The sequence below is a fragment of the Rhodospirillaceae bacterium genome (genome assembly GCA_016722635.1).
Taxonomy (GTDB): Bacteria; Pseudomonadota; Alphaproteobacteria; order JAEUKQ01; family JAEUKQ01; genus JAEUKQ01.
Window position 1 is genome coordinate 274,299 of record JADKIX010000010.1, and the last position, 15,486, is coordinate 289,784.

At 42.3% G+C, this 15,486-nt stretch carries 17 protein-coding genes; 10 read left to right on the forward strand and 7 right to left on the reverse strand.

Going from position 1 to position 15,486, the window contains the following annotated elements:
* Positions 1–28: 28 nt before the first annotated feature.
* Together IPP67_05615 and rplQ are read left to right on the forward strand one after the other, a co-directional pair.
* Positions 29–1,060 (forward strand): DNA-directed RNA polymerase subunit alpha, encoded by a 1,032-nt coding sequence (locus IPP67_05615; protein MBL0338646.1) that lies wholly within the window; start codon positions 29–31, stop codon positions 1,058–1,060.
* A 77-nt stretch (positions 1,061–1,137) separates the two neighbouring features.
* Positions 1,138–1,563, forward strand: coding sequence for a 50S ribosomal protein L17 (gene rplQ / locus IPP67_05620; protein ID MBL0338647.1), 426 nt, complete (start codon positions 1,138–1,140; stop codon positions 1,561–1,563).
* Positions 1,564–1,657: 94 nt separating this feature from the next.
* Here the strand turns inward: rplQ and gstA are convergent, their stop codons facing one another.
* Entirely contained in the window at positions 1,658–2,263 is a 606-nt protein-coding gene (gstA, locus tag IPP67_05625; GenBank protein ID MBL0338648.1) for a glutathione transferase GstA, read from the reverse strand.
* 159 nt (positions 2,264–2,422) lie between these two features.
* Here gstA and IPP67_05630 point away from each other — a divergent pair, with 159 nt between their 5' ends.
* Entirely contained in the window at positions 2,423–2,890 is a 468-nt protein-coding gene (locus tag IPP67_05630) for a winged helix-turn-helix transcriptional regulator (protein ID MBL0338649.1), read from the forward strand.
* Positions 2,891–2,936: 46 nt separating this feature from the next.
* Here the strand turns inward: IPP67_05630 and IPP67_05635 are convergent, their stop codons facing one another.
* Complete coding sequence (locus IPP67_05635; protein ID MBL0338650.1) at positions 2,937–3,569, reverse strand: hypothetical protein; 633 nt, start codon at positions 3,567–3,569, stop codon at positions 2,937–2,939.
* A gap of 138 nt (positions 3,570–3,707) precedes the next feature.
* On the opposite strand from IPP67_05635, the gene IPP67_05640 reads away from it, so the two are divergent.
* The 6 genes from IPP67_05640 to IPP67_05665 all read left to right on the forward strand — a co-directional run bounded on the left by IPP67_05640 (position 3,708) and on the right by IPP67_05665 (position 10,507).
* Entirely contained in the window at positions 3,708–5,333 is a 1,626-nt protein-coding gene (locus IPP67_05640; protein MBL0338651.1) for a hypothetical protein, read from the forward strand.
* 112 nt (positions 5,334–5,445) lie between these two features.
* A complete protein-coding gene (locus tag IPP67_05645) occupies positions 5,446–5,688 on the forward strand; it encodes a hypothetical protein (GenBank protein MBL0338652.1) in 243 nt (80 codons plus the stop codon).
* The gene (locus IPP67_05650) at positions 5,678–7,207 is read left to right on the forward strand and encodes a hypothetical protein (protein ID MBL0338653.1); all 1,530 of its coding nucleotides are present in this window, start codon (positions 5,678–5,680) and stop codon (positions 7,205–7,207) included. The genes IPP67_05645 and IPP67_05650 overlap by 11 nt, the downstream gene beginning before the upstream one ends.
* Before the next feature lie 54 nt (positions 7,208–7,261).
* A complete protein-coding gene (locus tag IPP67_05655; GenBank protein ID MBL0338654.1) occupies positions 7,262–8,659 on the forward strand; it encodes a PQQ-binding-like beta-propeller repeat protein in 1,398 nt (465 codons plus the stop codon).
* Positions 8,660–8,862: 203 nt separating this feature from the next.
* Positions 8,863–9,972, forward strand: coding sequence for a site-specific DNA-methyltransferase (locus IPP67_05660; GenBank protein MBL0338655.1), 1,110 nt, complete (start codon positions 8,863–8,865; stop codon positions 9,970–9,972).
* Between the two features lie 238 nt (positions 9,973–10,210).
* Complete coding sequence (locus tag IPP67_05665; protein ID MBL0338656.1) at positions 10,211–10,507, forward strand: hypothetical protein; 297 nt, start codon at positions 10,211–10,213, stop codon at positions 10,505–10,507.
* A gap of 100 nt (positions 10,508–10,607) precedes the next feature.
* Here the strand turns inward: IPP67_05665 and IPP67_05670 are convergent, their stop codons facing one another.
* Positions 10,608–10,856, reverse strand: a complete 249-nt coding sequence (locus tag IPP67_05670; GenBank protein MBL0338657.1) for a helix-turn-helix transcriptional regulator — start codon at positions 10,854–10,856, stop codon at positions 10,608–10,610.
* Between the two features lie 296 nt (positions 10,857–11,152).
* Between IPP67_05670 and IPP67_05675 the strand changes: the two genes are divergently transcribed.
* The gene (locus IPP67_05675) at positions 11,153–11,704 is read left to right on the forward strand and encodes a helix-turn-helix transcriptional regulator (GenBank protein MBL0338658.1); all 552 of its coding nucleotides are present in this window, start codon (positions 11,153–11,155) and stop codon (positions 11,702–11,704) included.
* A gap of 56 nt (positions 11,705–11,760) precedes the next feature.
* On the opposite strand, the gene IPP67_05680 is transcribed toward IPP67_05675, so the two are convergent.
* The 4 genes from IPP67_05680 to uvrC form a co-directional block, all read right to left on the reverse strand.
* On the reverse strand, positions 11,761–12,228 hold the full coding sequence (locus IPP67_05680; protein ID MBL0338659.1) for a molybdenum cofactor biosynthesis protein MoaE: 468 nt from the start codon (positions 12,226–12,228) through the stop codon (positions 11,761–11,763).
* A gap of 5 nt (positions 12,229–12,233) precedes the next feature.
* The gene (gene moaD / locus IPP67_05685; protein ID MBL0338660.1) at positions 12,234–12,485 is read right to left on the reverse strand and encodes a molybdopterin converting factor subunit 1; all 252 of its coding nucleotides are present in this window, start codon (positions 12,483–12,485) and stop codon (positions 12,234–12,236) included.
* Positions 12,486–12,608: 123 nt separating this feature from the next.
* Positions 12,609–13,160 carry a CDP-diacylglycerol--glycerol-3-phosphate 3-phosphatidyltransferase gene (pgsA, locus tag IPP67_05690; protein ID MBL0338661.1) on the reverse strand — a complete coding sequence of 184 codons (552 nt, stop codon included), beginning with the start codon at positions 13,158–13,160 and terminating at the stop codon, positions 12,609–12,611.
* A gap of 136 nt (positions 13,161–13,296) precedes the next feature.
* Complete coding sequence (gene uvrC, locus IPP67_05695) at positions 13,297–15,180, reverse strand: excinuclease ABC subunit UvrC (GenBank protein MBL0338662.1); 1,884 nt, start codon at positions 15,178–15,180, stop codon at positions 13,297–13,299.
* Positions 15,181–15,486: the final 306 nt, after the last annotated feature.

The window sequence follows — 15,486 nt, forward strand, 5'->3', positions numbered from 1 at the left end:
AGTTATCAAGTTAAGGCAAGGAAAGAATATGAAGTCTTTTTCCGCTATCCAGAAAAATTGGACAGAGCTTAAGAAGCCTGAAAAATTGAGTATTACCCCAGGTCCTGATGCAACGAAGGAAGCGACCATTGTTGCCGAACCTTTAGAAAGAGGGTTCGGTCTTACCTTAGGTAATGCGCTGCGCCGCATATTGCTTTCATCTTTGCAAGGTGCTGCCATCACTAGATTTCAGATTGAAGGCATTTTGCATGAATTTTCTTCTATTCCGGGTGTACGCGAAGATGTAACCGATATTATCCTGAATATTAAATCCATTGCTTTAAGAATGCATGGCGAGGGCCCTAAACGGATGCGTTTGCGTGCGGACAAGGCTGGTGAAGTCACTGCCCGTGCAATTGAAACCGGCCATGATATTGTCATTATGAACCCGGATTTGGTAATCTGCACTTTAGATCAAGGGGCAAAAATTGCCCTAGAATTTACCGTTGAAAATGGTAAAGGTTATGTATCTGCCACCCAAAATCGCCCGGAAGATACAGTGTTGGGGTTGATCCCGGTAGACGCGCTGTTTAGCCCTGTCCGCAAAGTTACTTATAAAGTGGATAATACCCGTGTTGGCCAACAAACAGATTATGATAAGCTGACGATGCAAATTGAAACCAATGGCACCATTTCTCCGGAAGATGCGTTGGCACGCGCAGCTTATATTTTGAAAGACCAAGTGCAGCTTTTCATCAATTTTGATGAACCAAAGCCTGTCCAAGTTGATAACCGTCCGGCGGAGCCATCGTTTAACCGTAATTTATTGCGGCGCGTGGATGAGCTTGAGCTTTCTGTCCGTTCAGCCAATTGCTTAAAGAACGATAATATCGTTTATATTGGCGATTTGGTGCAAAAAAGTGAAACAGAAATGCTGCGCACCCCTAATTTTGGGCGTAAGTCTTTAAATGAAATTAAAGAAGTGTTAGGGCAAATGGGACTGCATTTGGGAATGCAGATCCCGAATTGGCCGCCAGAAAATATTGAAGAAATGGCTAAAAAATTAGAAGAGCCATTTTAAATAAAAGCTGATACAAATTGTTGATGTTCTTTAAAAAAGTTGATTTAAAAGTTTTGCAGTGAAATGGAGAGTCTGTCATGCGGCATCAAATGCGCGGGCGTAAATTAAACCGGACCAGTACCCATCGTATGGCGATGTTTGAAAACATGGCAGTTGCCTTGTTGAAGCATGAGCAGATTAAAACAACTTTGCCGAAGGCAAAGGATTTGCGGCCCTTTGTTGAAAAGCTTATCACGTTAGGTAAAAAAGGTGGATTACATGCCCGTCGTCAGGCAATATCCTGCCTGCAGGATGAGGGCGTGGTTGCCAAAATGTTTAGTACGTTGGCAGATCGTTATCGTGAACGCGCTGGCGGTTATACGCGCATTGTCAAAGCTGGTTTCCGCTATGGCGATACAGCGGATATGGCTGTTATCGAACTGGTTGACCGTGATCCTGAAGCAAAAGGCAAAGATTCTGGCCCCACTGCTGAAAAGCAGTCTGAAGATACTGCTAACGCTTAAGATTTTTTAGTTGTTCTGTTGATAGATAATAGAAAAATTTTTGGACTGCTATAGGAATATAGCAGTCCTTTTCTGTTGATAAATAGAATATCAATTATTTGGATTTTTCAGCTGTGTGCGCTGCTTTTACAGCGGGCCGATCACCAACCCGTTTTACAAAAGCTTGTAAAGATGGCCAGCGGTTTAGGTCTATGCCAACATAGCCTGACCATGTTAAAGTGGTATATAAATAGGCATCAGGTGCTGTGAAATCATTGCCCATTAAAAAGTTGTTTTTGGTTAATTTGTCACTGAGATAGTCAAAACGCTTCCCTAAATTTTCCTTGACCATTGTTTTATAAGCATCGGGAACGGCTGGGTTAAATAACGGGGAAAAACCCTTATGAATTTCGGAGGTGATAAAATTCAGCCATTCTTGTAAACGGTAGCGTGCCATCGTTCCTGCGGCTGGGGCTAATTTGCTGGTTGGGGCCTGATCGGCAATATATTGCATAATGGCAGGGCCTTCGGTTAAAACCTCGCCATTATCTAATTGCAGGGTTGGAACATAACCCTTTGGGTTGATTTTCTTAAAATCTTCGCCTTTTTCGGTGATTTTGGTTTTCAGGTCAACCTTTTCCAAGGTATATTTTGCTTTGCTTTCCTGCAGTAAGATGTGCGGTGCTAAAGAACAGGCACCGGGACTGTAATATAGTTTCATAGTTCTATCCTTAATGTTAATGATAAAATTCTTGTAAGTCGTGATTAAAGTAGGTAATTTAATGCAATTGCATCTTAATTAATGTAGTTGCATTGAATTGTCAAGCCTCACATTAAGGGAATTTATTTGGTGATTTTATCAAAATTGAAAAAGAATGATATTCCGTTATTGCCAGTGGATGAAAAAGTGGTGGCCGTTTGGATTAAACTGTTTCGCTTGGAGCGAAGCTTGCTCAATACCGTCAACCAGAATCTGCGAAAAGCAGGCTTTCCGCCGCTTGGTTGGTATGATATTTTATGGGAATTAAAAAAAACTCCCACCCATAGATTGCGCCCCCTAGAAATTGAACAACGCGTGCTTTTAACGCAATATAATTTGTCGAGGCTGATTGATCGAATGGTAAAAAAAAGCTATGTCAGCCGCGAGTCCTGCGGTAATGACAAAAGAGGACAATGGATTGTTTTAACAGAGCAGGGAAAAGTCCTGCGAGAGCAGATGTGGCCAATTTATGCGGCTTCAATCCAGCAATATCTGGGTTTACGGCTGCAAGTAGAAGAGGTTAAATTTTTAAACGACATTTTAACAAAATTGCTGGTTCAAGAAAAAGCAGCCAACGGGGCTAGCTAACAATTTGTCAGACGGCAACCGGCCAATTTTTTATGGGATAAGAAAGTTATTCGCTTGGCAAGGCAAATTGCCAAGCCAAGAATTTCTCGGAAATTTTGACCGCTTTGCTATCAACCAAGCCGCTGGCACGACCCGCCCCGATAACTTTTGTGCCGTTGAACTCACCCTCTTTTGGAGAAATAGCCCATAAAGCATTGCGTTGGTCCAATAAGGGTCGTACTCGATCAAAATAGGCGGTGAGGGGTTCCATACGCAAATAAACAAAAATCAGGTCAAAACGTCCTGGCATTTTTGCTAGTTCTGCGGCGGGCGTGTTTTCGGCAAAAGTTGCAAAAGCCTGGGTATTTTTTTCAACCGTGCTGATAATTTCAGCGGGTAGAACACCCAACAAAGCAATCTTATGGGAATGATCTATGCCAAGTTTTTGGCTAAGGCTGCTGGGATTGGTGATTTTATCCATCCATTTTTCGACAGTAGCCTGACCTAAGTTTAGTTGAATTTGGCCTTGCAATGTATCAAGCCGCAACCATCCATCCTGTGCCTGACAGTTAAAAATTTGTTTGAACGGCAGATCGAAGCGAAAAGGTCCACGAAACGAAATAAAAGCAGACTCTAGTTTTACCAACCCTTGTCCTTGTTGATTTTGATAAATGCAGGTCGATTGACATTCAATTTCCATGGTACAAATCCCCCTCGCTATTTCATCACTTTTAATCAGAACATCTGAAGCACTATTATGTTTATTTGTCACGATAAAAACATAATTTTGCCATAATTGAGGGGTTAAATGTCAAAGTTACTAAAACAGGAGAATCAAATGAGAAGAATATTATTACTGTCGACCTTACTAACTACGGCCAGTTTAATGACAGTATCAGCCCACGCCCAACAGGCGATCCTATCAGGAAACGACAGGGTTGAACGGTTAAAAACAACGATACCTGCAGAAGTTTTACAGAATTACCGGGTTAATGCTTGCTCATTCTTGCAATCCCCCAATCAAAGCCAGGTTTTTTTGCAATGTAGGATGGAACCTGCTTATCCCTTGAATGTACCAACAGAAACCTCTGATATTAGAACGCTGACTGATCCCACAGAAAATCCAGAAACACCTGTTACGGATGGTAGAGTTGCGGCAAAGGAAAGAAAGGAAGATTTAACTTCTGAGGATTTTACGGCGGATCCAAATAATAATTTGGGTGCTACTACAAGGGATGAGGCAATAAAGCCTGCCTATATATCCGAGGCCGATATATCCGAAGGGGAAATGGGATGCGGCGGTGGGGAATGGATACCCAGCGCGTTATGGGTTGGAAAAATTGATGCCCAGGGCACATTAACGCAAAACTGGTTGGTTAACGAATCGATCTTAACTGAAAAAAACTTCAGTAGCATTGATAGCGTCAGTGACCAAGGCCAATTATTTGCTTTATCAAGTGGTTTCGATAATGCTGACGATCATTTATTAACAAAGATCTTGGGTTCTTTCACCAACCAACCAGAGCTTTCTTTTCAAGAAACCACTGTCTTAAAAGGGGATTTTACCTTAAAGGTTCTTGCTAATCAGCAAATAATTGGTATGGAAATTTCTGAAGAGGAAGGAGTAATTTTTGCCAACATCAAACGTATGCAGCCCACGGATGGCCAAGTTTTGTGGAATGTGGATATAGCCAAATTGGCCGCCGACAATCATTGGCACTTAAGTTATGTTGCGTATGATGTTACGGAACGGCCTAATCATAGCCTGTTGGTTTATGGGGCAATGGAAATGCCAGAGGAAAAAGAGCAATCAAGACAAAAGAGGGACCAACCGAGTGTTTTGTCTTTGGATCAGTTAAATGCCCAGCCAATCGATGAAGAGATAAGCCCAGAATTTTTATTATGCTTATCAGAAGCCGGTCAAATCATGGGTGCTGGTATGATCCAGCAAGAATATTCCCAGGTTGTTACCATGCCAGATAATACGGTGCGCTTCATCAGCATGATTGACCCGGATATGAGCAACAAATATCCCCAGTTGGTATTGCGTAGCGTTGATAACAATTGCCATGTTTCTGCGCGCCAAAGTGTTAATTTACCAGCGCGGCCAATTCAGGACGGAGTGGAAATATATGTTGTGCTTGAGTCAATTGTTCTGTTAACCGGTAATGAAATGGCGGTTCTTTACAAGCAAACCACGATTGCAGATGCAAAACAGGAGACAATTGTCTATATGCTGGCCAAAATTGATCAAAATGGCAAAGTGGTTTTGGATATTCCCATAACCGAAGTTTTCAATGATACAGATGGAAATTTTGGCGGCTTAAATGCCAATCTCTTAAGCATTCCTTCGGTAAACCAAGTGTTCATTGCGATCGTGAACGACACCATCTTGGAAAATGCGGCGGACCCAGAAAGATTCCTGGCCGTTCCCAGATTATACAAAGTTAACTTGAATGAATAAGGGATATAAAACTTAGAAGTTAAAAAGGTGGCTTATTTAAAAATGAAATAAGCCCCCTTGCATTTGAGACGAAATTCTTCTTTTTAATGGGCGAAGGTTTTGGAGCACCAAGATGGGCTACAGAGGTTTTTGTTTCATCTTTTCTTTTATGCTTTGTGCAGGGAATGCGCTTGCCCAAGAATTAACCATTGAAAGCATTGCGCCTGCCTTATCCTGCTGTGAATGGCAACAGGCGGAGGGGGTTCAATCTTTACCCTATATCCAACCCCCCTTGCCAGCGCAGATCAGTAATTTGAAAGACCGGATTGATTGTAGGATTAATAAGTTTTGTAAGGAGAGAAAACGTGGCTTTTAATCGCATTTGGCCTAGCCTGATTTTGATGGGCTTAACCCTTGGCAGTATGGCAGCGGTTGCACAGCAACCGGTGAAAACATTCTTGCCAATGCCCCCGGATTTTAATGACGAACGGTACCGTAGTCCGGGTATAGCTTATGTTGAGCGTTTATGGGCTTTGCCTGATTGCCAGCTGCAAACGGCTGCCGGAAGCGGCCAGCTTTTTTGGGCTTGCGTCATCTCGAACCCCCATCCAAGCCCCCATGATGGCTGGATGTGGATTGGGGAAATATCGCCCGGGGGGCAATTGCTGCATTCTGGGTATCTAAGTGGCGGGGATAAGGATTCCCAAAGCTTGGGTAAGGGAAAAATATTGGCCTTATCCCATAATATATTGATCCTAGGTCAAGGTACTAAATTGCTGGCTTATCAATTATCCAATGATACTGAAACTCAACCGTTGAAACCAATGTGGGTAGTTGATGTGGGGTTTGAGATTGCCGAGGCCAACATCGGCGCTAATCAGCAGGTTTTGATTTGGGGATATGAAAAACAAGAGGGTCAAATCCAAAAAGTCCTGATCAAAGTATTTGATGCAAAAGGCAAGCTAATCAATGAAAAAATTGAAATGGTTGATACCAGTGCCAGTAAAATCATAGACCATCAGTTTTTCCTGACGGATGATGGGCAAATCCAAGTGATCGGCCAGCAAAATAATTATATCAGGCAATCCGGGGAAGTGCCTGGGTTGCCAGGTTCACGGTTGCCGCAAGATTGCCCGCAAATAGAGGGGTTGGGTTTAGATATCAATGATTTTCCGGCATGCTCAGCTGAAAACATTCTGGAAGAATGTAGGGATTTAGAAGAAAAATGCCCGGTTCCGGCACCACCGGAAAAAGATGAACCCTATTATTTGTGGATTGAAGAATACAGGGAAAATTTCTTTTCTTGTATTTCACCAGATGAGAAAAAGGAAGTCGAGTTTGAGGAATATTTTGAATTGCCAAATCAAGCTGTTCAAGCAGGTTTTCAATATAAGAACTTTGCCTATGCGTTTTTTATCATTAATACAGAAAAGGTTAAAAATAGCCTGCAGATATACAGCTACCCAACTTGCGGCGAGTTTTCCAATAAATTCGCCGCCACAATATTTTTAATGTCTTTACCGGCGGACCTGATCGATGCTCAAATCAAACAGGTGAAAATACTACCGGATGAAACGGTGTTAATTGCCTATACAAGCGTAGTGGGGGACGGTTCGCAAATGCAATTGCTATTATCAAGAGTGGATTTGCAGCAGCAACAAATCCTGTGGACGAAGATGGTGATGCCTGCAACCCCTACAAATGATGCGTATTTGCGCTTGCATGAGGATAAAGGAAAAGTGCAAATTGCAATTGCTTATGATGAGAAAACCAAGCAAATCGGGGTGGCAGTTTTCAACAATTCCATCAATCCAAACAACTGGGATGATTTTCCAAGACCGTTGGATGATCAGGAATTTTTTCCAAGGATTTATACTTTCCGGTCGGATCAGTAGTTGATCGAAAATATAAGCAGTTAAAATTAGTTTATTTTAAACAGGGAAAAGAAAATGCGGTCGAATGGTTCTAGTAAGGTTCGGCAATATATATGGTCCATGTCAGTTATTTTATGCTTTTGGCCCATTCAATCGAGTATGAGTCAAACTCCCCAGGTTTTAGCAATTCCTGAACTGGCGGTAGACAAATCTTATCAAGCGGACAATTGTAAATTTATTGGCGAACACGCAAACTTAGCGTGGGTTTGCCTGATGACGGAAAAGCTTAAAATGCAAGCACGGCTTCCGCGCCATCATATCCGTGTTATTTTTTGGGATATATATGGCGGCAAAAACCGGCAGGTATTTTTAGGCCAGCAAGAATGGGCAGAACAAAATTTACAAAATATCTTAGCCATTTCAAGCAAAGGACTATTATTGGCTGCCGCTAATCAAACTCAAGACCGTATTGTTGCCTTCGATGCTGCCGGGAAAAAAATTGTTTGGCAGGTGAAATCTTTAGAGCATGCGTTTCGGACAGTCCCCACATCGGACGGGGGTTTTATCCTTTTGGAATTGAAGCATGGCCAAAATTGGGATAAGGATGGCTTCAGCCTCCATAAATTTGATGCCCAGGGTAAAAGAATTTGGCAATATGACGATAGCCAAATCACGGGGTTCTTGGCGGCAATCAAAGCCAAGCAGAATATGGCGGGAATACAGATAAGCAAAAACCTGATTATCGGGCCTGATAACCGGGTGGTTATCTTCGGTAAGGCTTGGCAACCGCAAAAAGGCAATCCGAACGGGGTGATGGGTTCATTCGTCTTATGCCTGGATGCAAGTGGCAAAAAAACCGGGCAAGGTTTTTTTGAAGGACGCGATTGGCAGCAAGCCGTATTCAATTCTTCCGGCCAATTGGTTTTCCTGGATCAAATTATCATGTATGACACCGATTGGTTGCGTTTAACCATGCTGAACCAACAATGTCAGAAAACCAGCGAAAGAATCTATGCTGGCTGGATACCAGGCAATCCGGCGCAGGACGATGCCCCCATGGTTGTTCATCAGCCGCTGATGTTGCCAGTCAATTTATCTGATAAAGGCCTATGGGTGGTTTACCCTGCCTGGCAAGAGCAACCGCAAGTGGATGGCTCAAAAGATCGGGCCAAAATATACCGTGCCGAGCTGATGGGGGCTTTACTCGCAGATAATGGCAAAGTAGGTAAAATTATTTCTTTAGTGGACAAAAATTCTTTAATCTCCTGCCGATATGAGTTCCTGGATGATTGGAGCAGCTTAAAACCTTTATTCCAAGAAGGGATAAAAATAAGCGTGACCCAAACTAATCAAGGATATGTGATTGGAATTTTTGCGCCGGAATCAGGAGTTTGCAATATCTTAACTGACCGTGCGCATCCCTTAGCAGAACAAGATAGATCATTATTTATTGTATGGCCGTTTAAAAAATAGGTATTTGGGATTGTTGCTAGGTTGCCAAGGTGTGTGAGATTTTTTAGGGATCCAACGCATAGGATGTGCATAAAAACAGGATGGACATTCGGAATCGGATCAGTCAATCATAAAAAAGATTGCCGTAGGTAGCTTGGCTATTGGCAAAAATATAAAGGATGATTGGGTCCGGTGCCGTGAAAAAAACACCTTCTTCCGTCTCTATGCAATTAACGTCAGCAACTTATGCGCTTGATCAGATCCATCAAGCGGATTGTATTGAAGCCATGGCTAAATTGCCGGAAAAATCAATTGATATGATTTTTGCTGACCCCCCTTATAATTTACAGTTACAAGGGGAATTGCGCCGGCCGGATGATAGCCAGGTGGATGGGGTAACTGAGGAGTGGGACCAGTTTTCCTCATTCCAGGCCTATGATGATTTCACGCGTTCCTGGTTAAAGGTCTGTCGTCGTTTATTAAAAGATGAGGGTACCATCTGGGTGATTGGCAGTTACCATAATATATTCCGGGTCGGTTTTATCATGATGGATTTAGGTTTTTGGATACTAAATGATGTTATTTGGCATAAAACCAATCCGATGCCTAATTTTCGGGGCACCCGTTTCCAAAGCGCTACCGAAACCATGATCTGGGCCAAAAAATCGATCAGCCAGAAAAAATATTATTTCAATTATCGCGCCATGAAAAATTTAAACGATGATAAGCAAATGCAAAATGTATGGCATATCCCCATTTGCCAAGGGGGCGAGCGGCAAAGAATTAACGGTCGTAAAGCGCACCCCACCCAAAAACCAGAGCAATTGCTATACCGGGTGATTGCGGCGGCAACCAAGCCCGGTCATATTATCTTAGATCCTTTTATGGGGACGGGGACAACCGCCGTCGTTGCCAAAAAAATGGCCCGTCGTTTTATCGGTTTTGAACAAGATGCCCATTATGTGGAAATTGCGAGGCAGCGGTTAAGTTCTGTACGTATAGATCCTGCATCCATTGAATTATTAGAAACTAGGAACCGCCGAGACCAGCCGCGGGTTAAATTTGGCTCACTCATTGAAAGTGGCTTATTAAGCATCGGCCAAACATTATATTGTCAAAATGGACGGTATGAAGCCTCGGTTAAAGCGGACGGTACATTGTTGACTAGTGAGGGTACTTTATCCATCCACCGGGCTGCCGCCAAGTTACAAGGAAAAAATTCCTCAAATGGCTGGGATTTTTGGCATATCCGCCACATCGATGGCAATTTATATTCGATTGATCAATTGCGGCAAAGCTATTTGGCACGCCAATTAACCCTGCCTGGCATGTGAAAAAATTCTTTCTAGGCAGTTAGGAAAAAGGTAAGGCCAAGGGATTTAGCCACAATCATCCCATTTCCTCCATATATTATTCGCGTGACGATCCATTCATATAAAAATTATATTCTTGTTAATCTTTCATTAACTATTTTTATATAAAAATTCTAGCAACAGTAGTAAAGGCATCATCGTTTTGCAAATCAAGCAAGGTGATAGAGGATAGCAATAATTTATAATAGTAAGGAATATCATGATGAAAATTTTTGTTCAATATATAGTCTTTGGGGTTGCTTTATTAGCATCACCTATTTCTGCACCAGTCGCCCAAGAAGTTAATGGCGGACAATGCAGTTTTTCCTATGCAAGTTTGGACAAACCCGAGTGCCAAACCTTATCAATCACAATTTTGAATGAACGCATGGGTTTAAGAGATGGTAAGTTTTCTGGCCATGAAGGTGGGACAGGCAGTCCATCGTCAACGTCAGGCGTTGGGCGTAATCTTGAAGTAAGGCCAAGGGAAGGACCGATTTGTGAGTGCGCTCCATAAATCTTTGCGAGAGCAATTTATCATCCCTTGATCAATACCCCCGAACTGGGGGTATTGGTTTTTATATCCATTGACAATCATAGAAAATTGGTTCAGTCCTTTATTTTTCTGGCATCTGCTGGGGTTCGTAGAATGTTAATAGATGAACGACCGATGTTTTTAAAGCTGTTGCTAGTGTCTCTAATGTGTTTAATGTTATATTTCTTTCGCCGCGTTCGACCGATCCGATATAGGTCCGGTGCAACCCGCACCGATGTGCTAGTTCTTCTTGTGATAACCCCATACCCCGGCGCTGGCGGCGCAAATTTTGGGACAATGTTTTTTGTAATGGCGGTAAGTTTTTGTTCATTATACCGATAATAAAAAAAGTTTCTATAAAAGTATTGTAATTAACATGCAAAATTTCTCTTTATAAACAATAAAAATTGCGCTTTAACCGTCTACAGACTATAAGTAGCTAAGTCCTTAAACAACTGAATAAAATAGCGGAACAAAAATTTAATAGAGCAGGTGAACTATGATCGCTTACCGATACAATGTTAAATTGTAGCCGCAATTATCCGACTGATAATCCCCTGGAGGATTTGGACTGTTCAATAGGCAATCACTTTACTAACAAAAAACTTTTAAAAGGAGAGAACGATAGTGGCGAGGCAAGATGAAAACAGCCCGGAAAATCGTCCGCTTACAACAAATGAAATTAACCAGATGTTGGGCAAACGATTGAAGGAAATACGAAAAGCACACCATATAACACAGCAATCATTGGGTCAGCATTTAGGCGTTAGTTTTCAGCAGGTTCAGAAATATGAAAAAGGCACTAGTGCCATGCGCGTTGAAACCCTGTATGAAATTTGTGAGTATTTGGGGGTTCACCCTGGATTTTTTATGTATGCCATTCCATTTGCAATGATGGATCAAGATCCCACAGAAGAAAAGCAGGAGACATATGACATACAAAGATTAGTGGGTGCTGTTGTAAAATTTCCGCCTGACCTTCGGGGGCCATTTGTGAGTTTATGTGAAGTGATCCCAACTATTAAGAGTTGGTACGCACGATCCAAGAACATGCCAACAGAAAATATGGAAAAAATAGCGGAGGAATATAATACTTCCCCCAACCCATCTTATAATCCTGCCACTTACCAACGAAGCTTCAGCATCTCTTTCCCGAAGAAAAAAGATCAAGATAAATAAGATAGGGTCCACATTTATGAAACCTGCTATTATCGTTGCTTAAAACAGCAAAAAGATTAAACCTCTAAACCTGGAAGGCGCCCCCATTTCTGGGCGGCTTCCAGGTCAGAGGCCCTGGTTCCAATCCAATCACTGTTTAGACCTTGCTGTTCTTTTTTCCAAATGGGCACGTTTACCTTAACCATATCCATGATAAACTGGCAACTATTAAAGGCGTCAGCGCGGTGAGAAGACAGGCTGACAGCCAGGACAATCCTAGCACTAGGCTGTAAATAGCCGTAACGGTGAATAATAAGGCAGTCAATCAAACTCCAGCGTTTTTTGGCTTCCTGTTCAATCATATGTAGTTGTTGCAAAGCCATCGATTGGTAACATTCAAGTGTCATGGAATCTAAGGGTTTGTTTAAAGAATCACGGACATACCCCACAAAACTAACCACGGCGCCAATATGGCGGTTACCACGTAATAACGTTTCTGTTTCATGGTCTGGGATAAAATCTTCAGGTTGAATACGATAAGGCAATTATTTTATCCTCCACTGATCGGTGGGAATAAAGCAATCTCATCGTTTAATTGAATGGGATGCGAAAAACCCACATATTTTTGGTTGACCGCAACTTTCACAACCGTGCGGTTCTTTAATGCTGCCTGATAATTGGGACCTTTTTGCTCCAGCCAGTTTAAAAGATGTTCAACTGTCTGAATTTGGGCAGGTGGATTGATAATCTCTTCTGCTAATCCCACCTTACTTCTAAGCCAAGCAAAATAAATGATCTTCATTGCATCGTTCCTGGGTTTTCTTAAAGTCTTTGTCAATTTCCCAATGATTGGGTTTTCGGTTAATTAATGGATCCTAGAGTTGTTGCAACCATATCCAAAGATTCAGGTTTATGGGATGCTATATTATTTAGGACGCAATTGCTTAACGCTGGCCATCAGATAATCATACCCAGTAACAAGGGTTAATCCAGCGGCCATCCACAGGCCTATAATCGCTGCTTCTAAAAGATAATTTGGGTACAGGGGAGCAAGCAGCAGCATGCCTAAGGAAACCATCTGTACGGCGGTTTTCCATTTTGCCAAACGGCTGACCGGCAACCTGACTTGCAATTCTGCTAAAAATTCACGAAGCCCAGAGACAAAAATTTCCCGGCTTAAGATAATTAAGGCGGCGATGACAGTCCAGCCTTCAATAATTTGCAAGGCCGTCAACATCATTAAAACGGTGGCCACTAGCAATTTATCTGCAATAGGATCAAGCAGCCGGCCTAGAGGGGATACTTGTTTCATCCTTCTTGCGAAGTAACCATCCAAATAATCTGTAATACAAGCGAAGGAATATAAAACAATACTTAGGTAACGGGCCCAATCATAGGAAATATACATGAGCCCCACCAGTATGGGCAAAACGCCAATACGTAAAAAAGTTAAGATATTGGGTAAATTTGATGGCATCATTCATCCTAATTTTTTAGTGGTCTACCCATGCTGCCTAATTTTGCCTATGAAAACAAGGTAAAAGTATGTCAAGGGCCTGAATTATAAAATTGGGTAGGTGGGGAATAAATATTCTACCTGGTGCCCCCCGATGTTATTTATTTTCAGCCAAGTCATGAAAATATGAATATACGCGTTTGGCAATATCCTGGCTAATTCCTGGTATTCTTTGCAAATCCTCAACGCCTGCCCTGGATACTTCGCGGGCGGAACCAAAGTGAAGGAGCAATAATTTTTTACGTTTAGCACCAATTCCCGGAATATCATCTAAGGCCGATTTATATAGTTGCTTTTGACGTCTCTGCCGATGGGCGCCGATTGCAAAACGATGGGCTTCATCCCGCAGCCTTTGCAGAAAATAGAGTAAAGGATCTTGGGGTTCTAATGTAAAAGGTTCTTGGCCGACCAAGAAGAACCTTTCCCGACCCGCATTCCTATCCGGGCCCTTGGCAATGGCTATTAAAAAAATGGACGTAATCCCAAGCTCTTCTAAAACCTGATTGACAGCTTGTAGTTGTCCTTTGCCGCCGTCAATCAGCATTAAATCAGGCCAATTCTGGGTTGCATCAGTTGAGGGAGAAGGATCACACTTTAAACGTCTGCGTATGACTTGGCGCATCATCCCATAATCATCATTTCCCATGGTTCCGTCATCCGTCCGAATCGCAAATTTGCGGTAAGAACTTTTGATAAAGCCTTCCGCACCTGCGGCGATCATGGCGCCAAAGGCATGGGTTCCCATTAAATGGCTGTTGTCGTAAACCTCAATACGCGCTGGTACTTTAGGCAAGTTGAAACGGGCGGCAAGCTTTTGTAACATATCCGTTTGCAATGATACATCCGATTGCCGACGTTGTAGTGATTCCCGGGCATTTTGTTCCGCATGTTCAATGATTTTATATTTTCCACCCCGTTTAGGAACGGAAAAATGGACGGGATAACCGGCTTTGCTGCTGAGAGCTTCCTGCAAAAGGGATTGATCTTTTAAAGATAGGGACAACAAAATTTCCCGAGGTGGCAATTTATCCGCATAAAACTGGCCCACAAAAGCGCTTAGGATTTCATCCGCGCTGGCTTCTGCAGGGTGACTGGGAAAATAAGACCGGCTTCCATAATTTCCGCCACCCCGGTATAAAAACACCTGAATGCAACTTTGCCCAGCTTGCTGGTAAAATCCTAAAACATCGGCTTCGGTTATGCCTTCAACAAAAATATGTTGGCGTGCCTGGATTTGGGTAAGGGCTTGCAACCGATCCCTGAAGCCCGCGGCGGCTTCAAAATCCAATTGGGCGCTGGCTTCTTGCATTTGCTTGGCCAGCTGTTCTTGAATAATCACGGTTTTACCGGATAGAAAATTTTGTGCTTGTTGCACCAGCAAGCTATAATCTTCGTTGCTGATACGTTGGACACAAGGTGCTGCACAGCGTTTGATCTGATACAGTAAACAGGGGCGATTCCGGCTGGCATATATGTTATCCGAGCAGGAACGTAACAAAAAAGCACGCTGTAAATCCATCACGGTGCTATTAACCGCTTGCCCGGAAAGGAATGGCCCATAATAACTTCCAGGAATTGTCTTGGCACCCCGATGTTTCAGAAGTTGGGGGGCAGGATGGTTATGGGTAATTACAATGTACGGGAAAGATTTATCATCGCGCAGCAAAATATTATACCGGGGCAAGATTTTTTTAATGAGGTTGCTTTCCAGTAATAATGCCTCAGCTTCTGTGTGCGTGATTGTCACTTCAAGCGACCGGGTTTCTGCAATCATGCGTTGGATACGTAATGTTAAACGATCAGGAACGGTATAATTGGTAACCCTTTTCCGTAAATTATGGGCTTTGCCAATATATAAAACTTCCCCCTTGTCATTCAACATTTGGTAAATACCAGGTTTGTTACCTAAAAGCTTGATTTGCTTTTGTAACACGGCAATACCTTGACTCAAAGGGTTCAAGTTTTCTTGTTTCTTATTCATTGTGACGATTTCCGACAACTAAAAATATACAATTAATTATTTATCAATATGTTACAAAAAAAGCTTAATCCGGCAGTTTTCGGGAAATATTTAAAAACCTGTTCTTAACGTGGGCTCACAGTTGCACGGATCTGTGGATAAGTTTGTGGATAACGTCCAGTCAATAGCGGTTATCTGTCATCTAAATCATGTTGAACAAATTTTAGCACCGAATTGATCATTCGCATCAATATTATGTTTATCTTATTGATAAATATCAATATTTAATCTTATTGTAAAACTTCTATTTTATGTGGATTAAAGCCG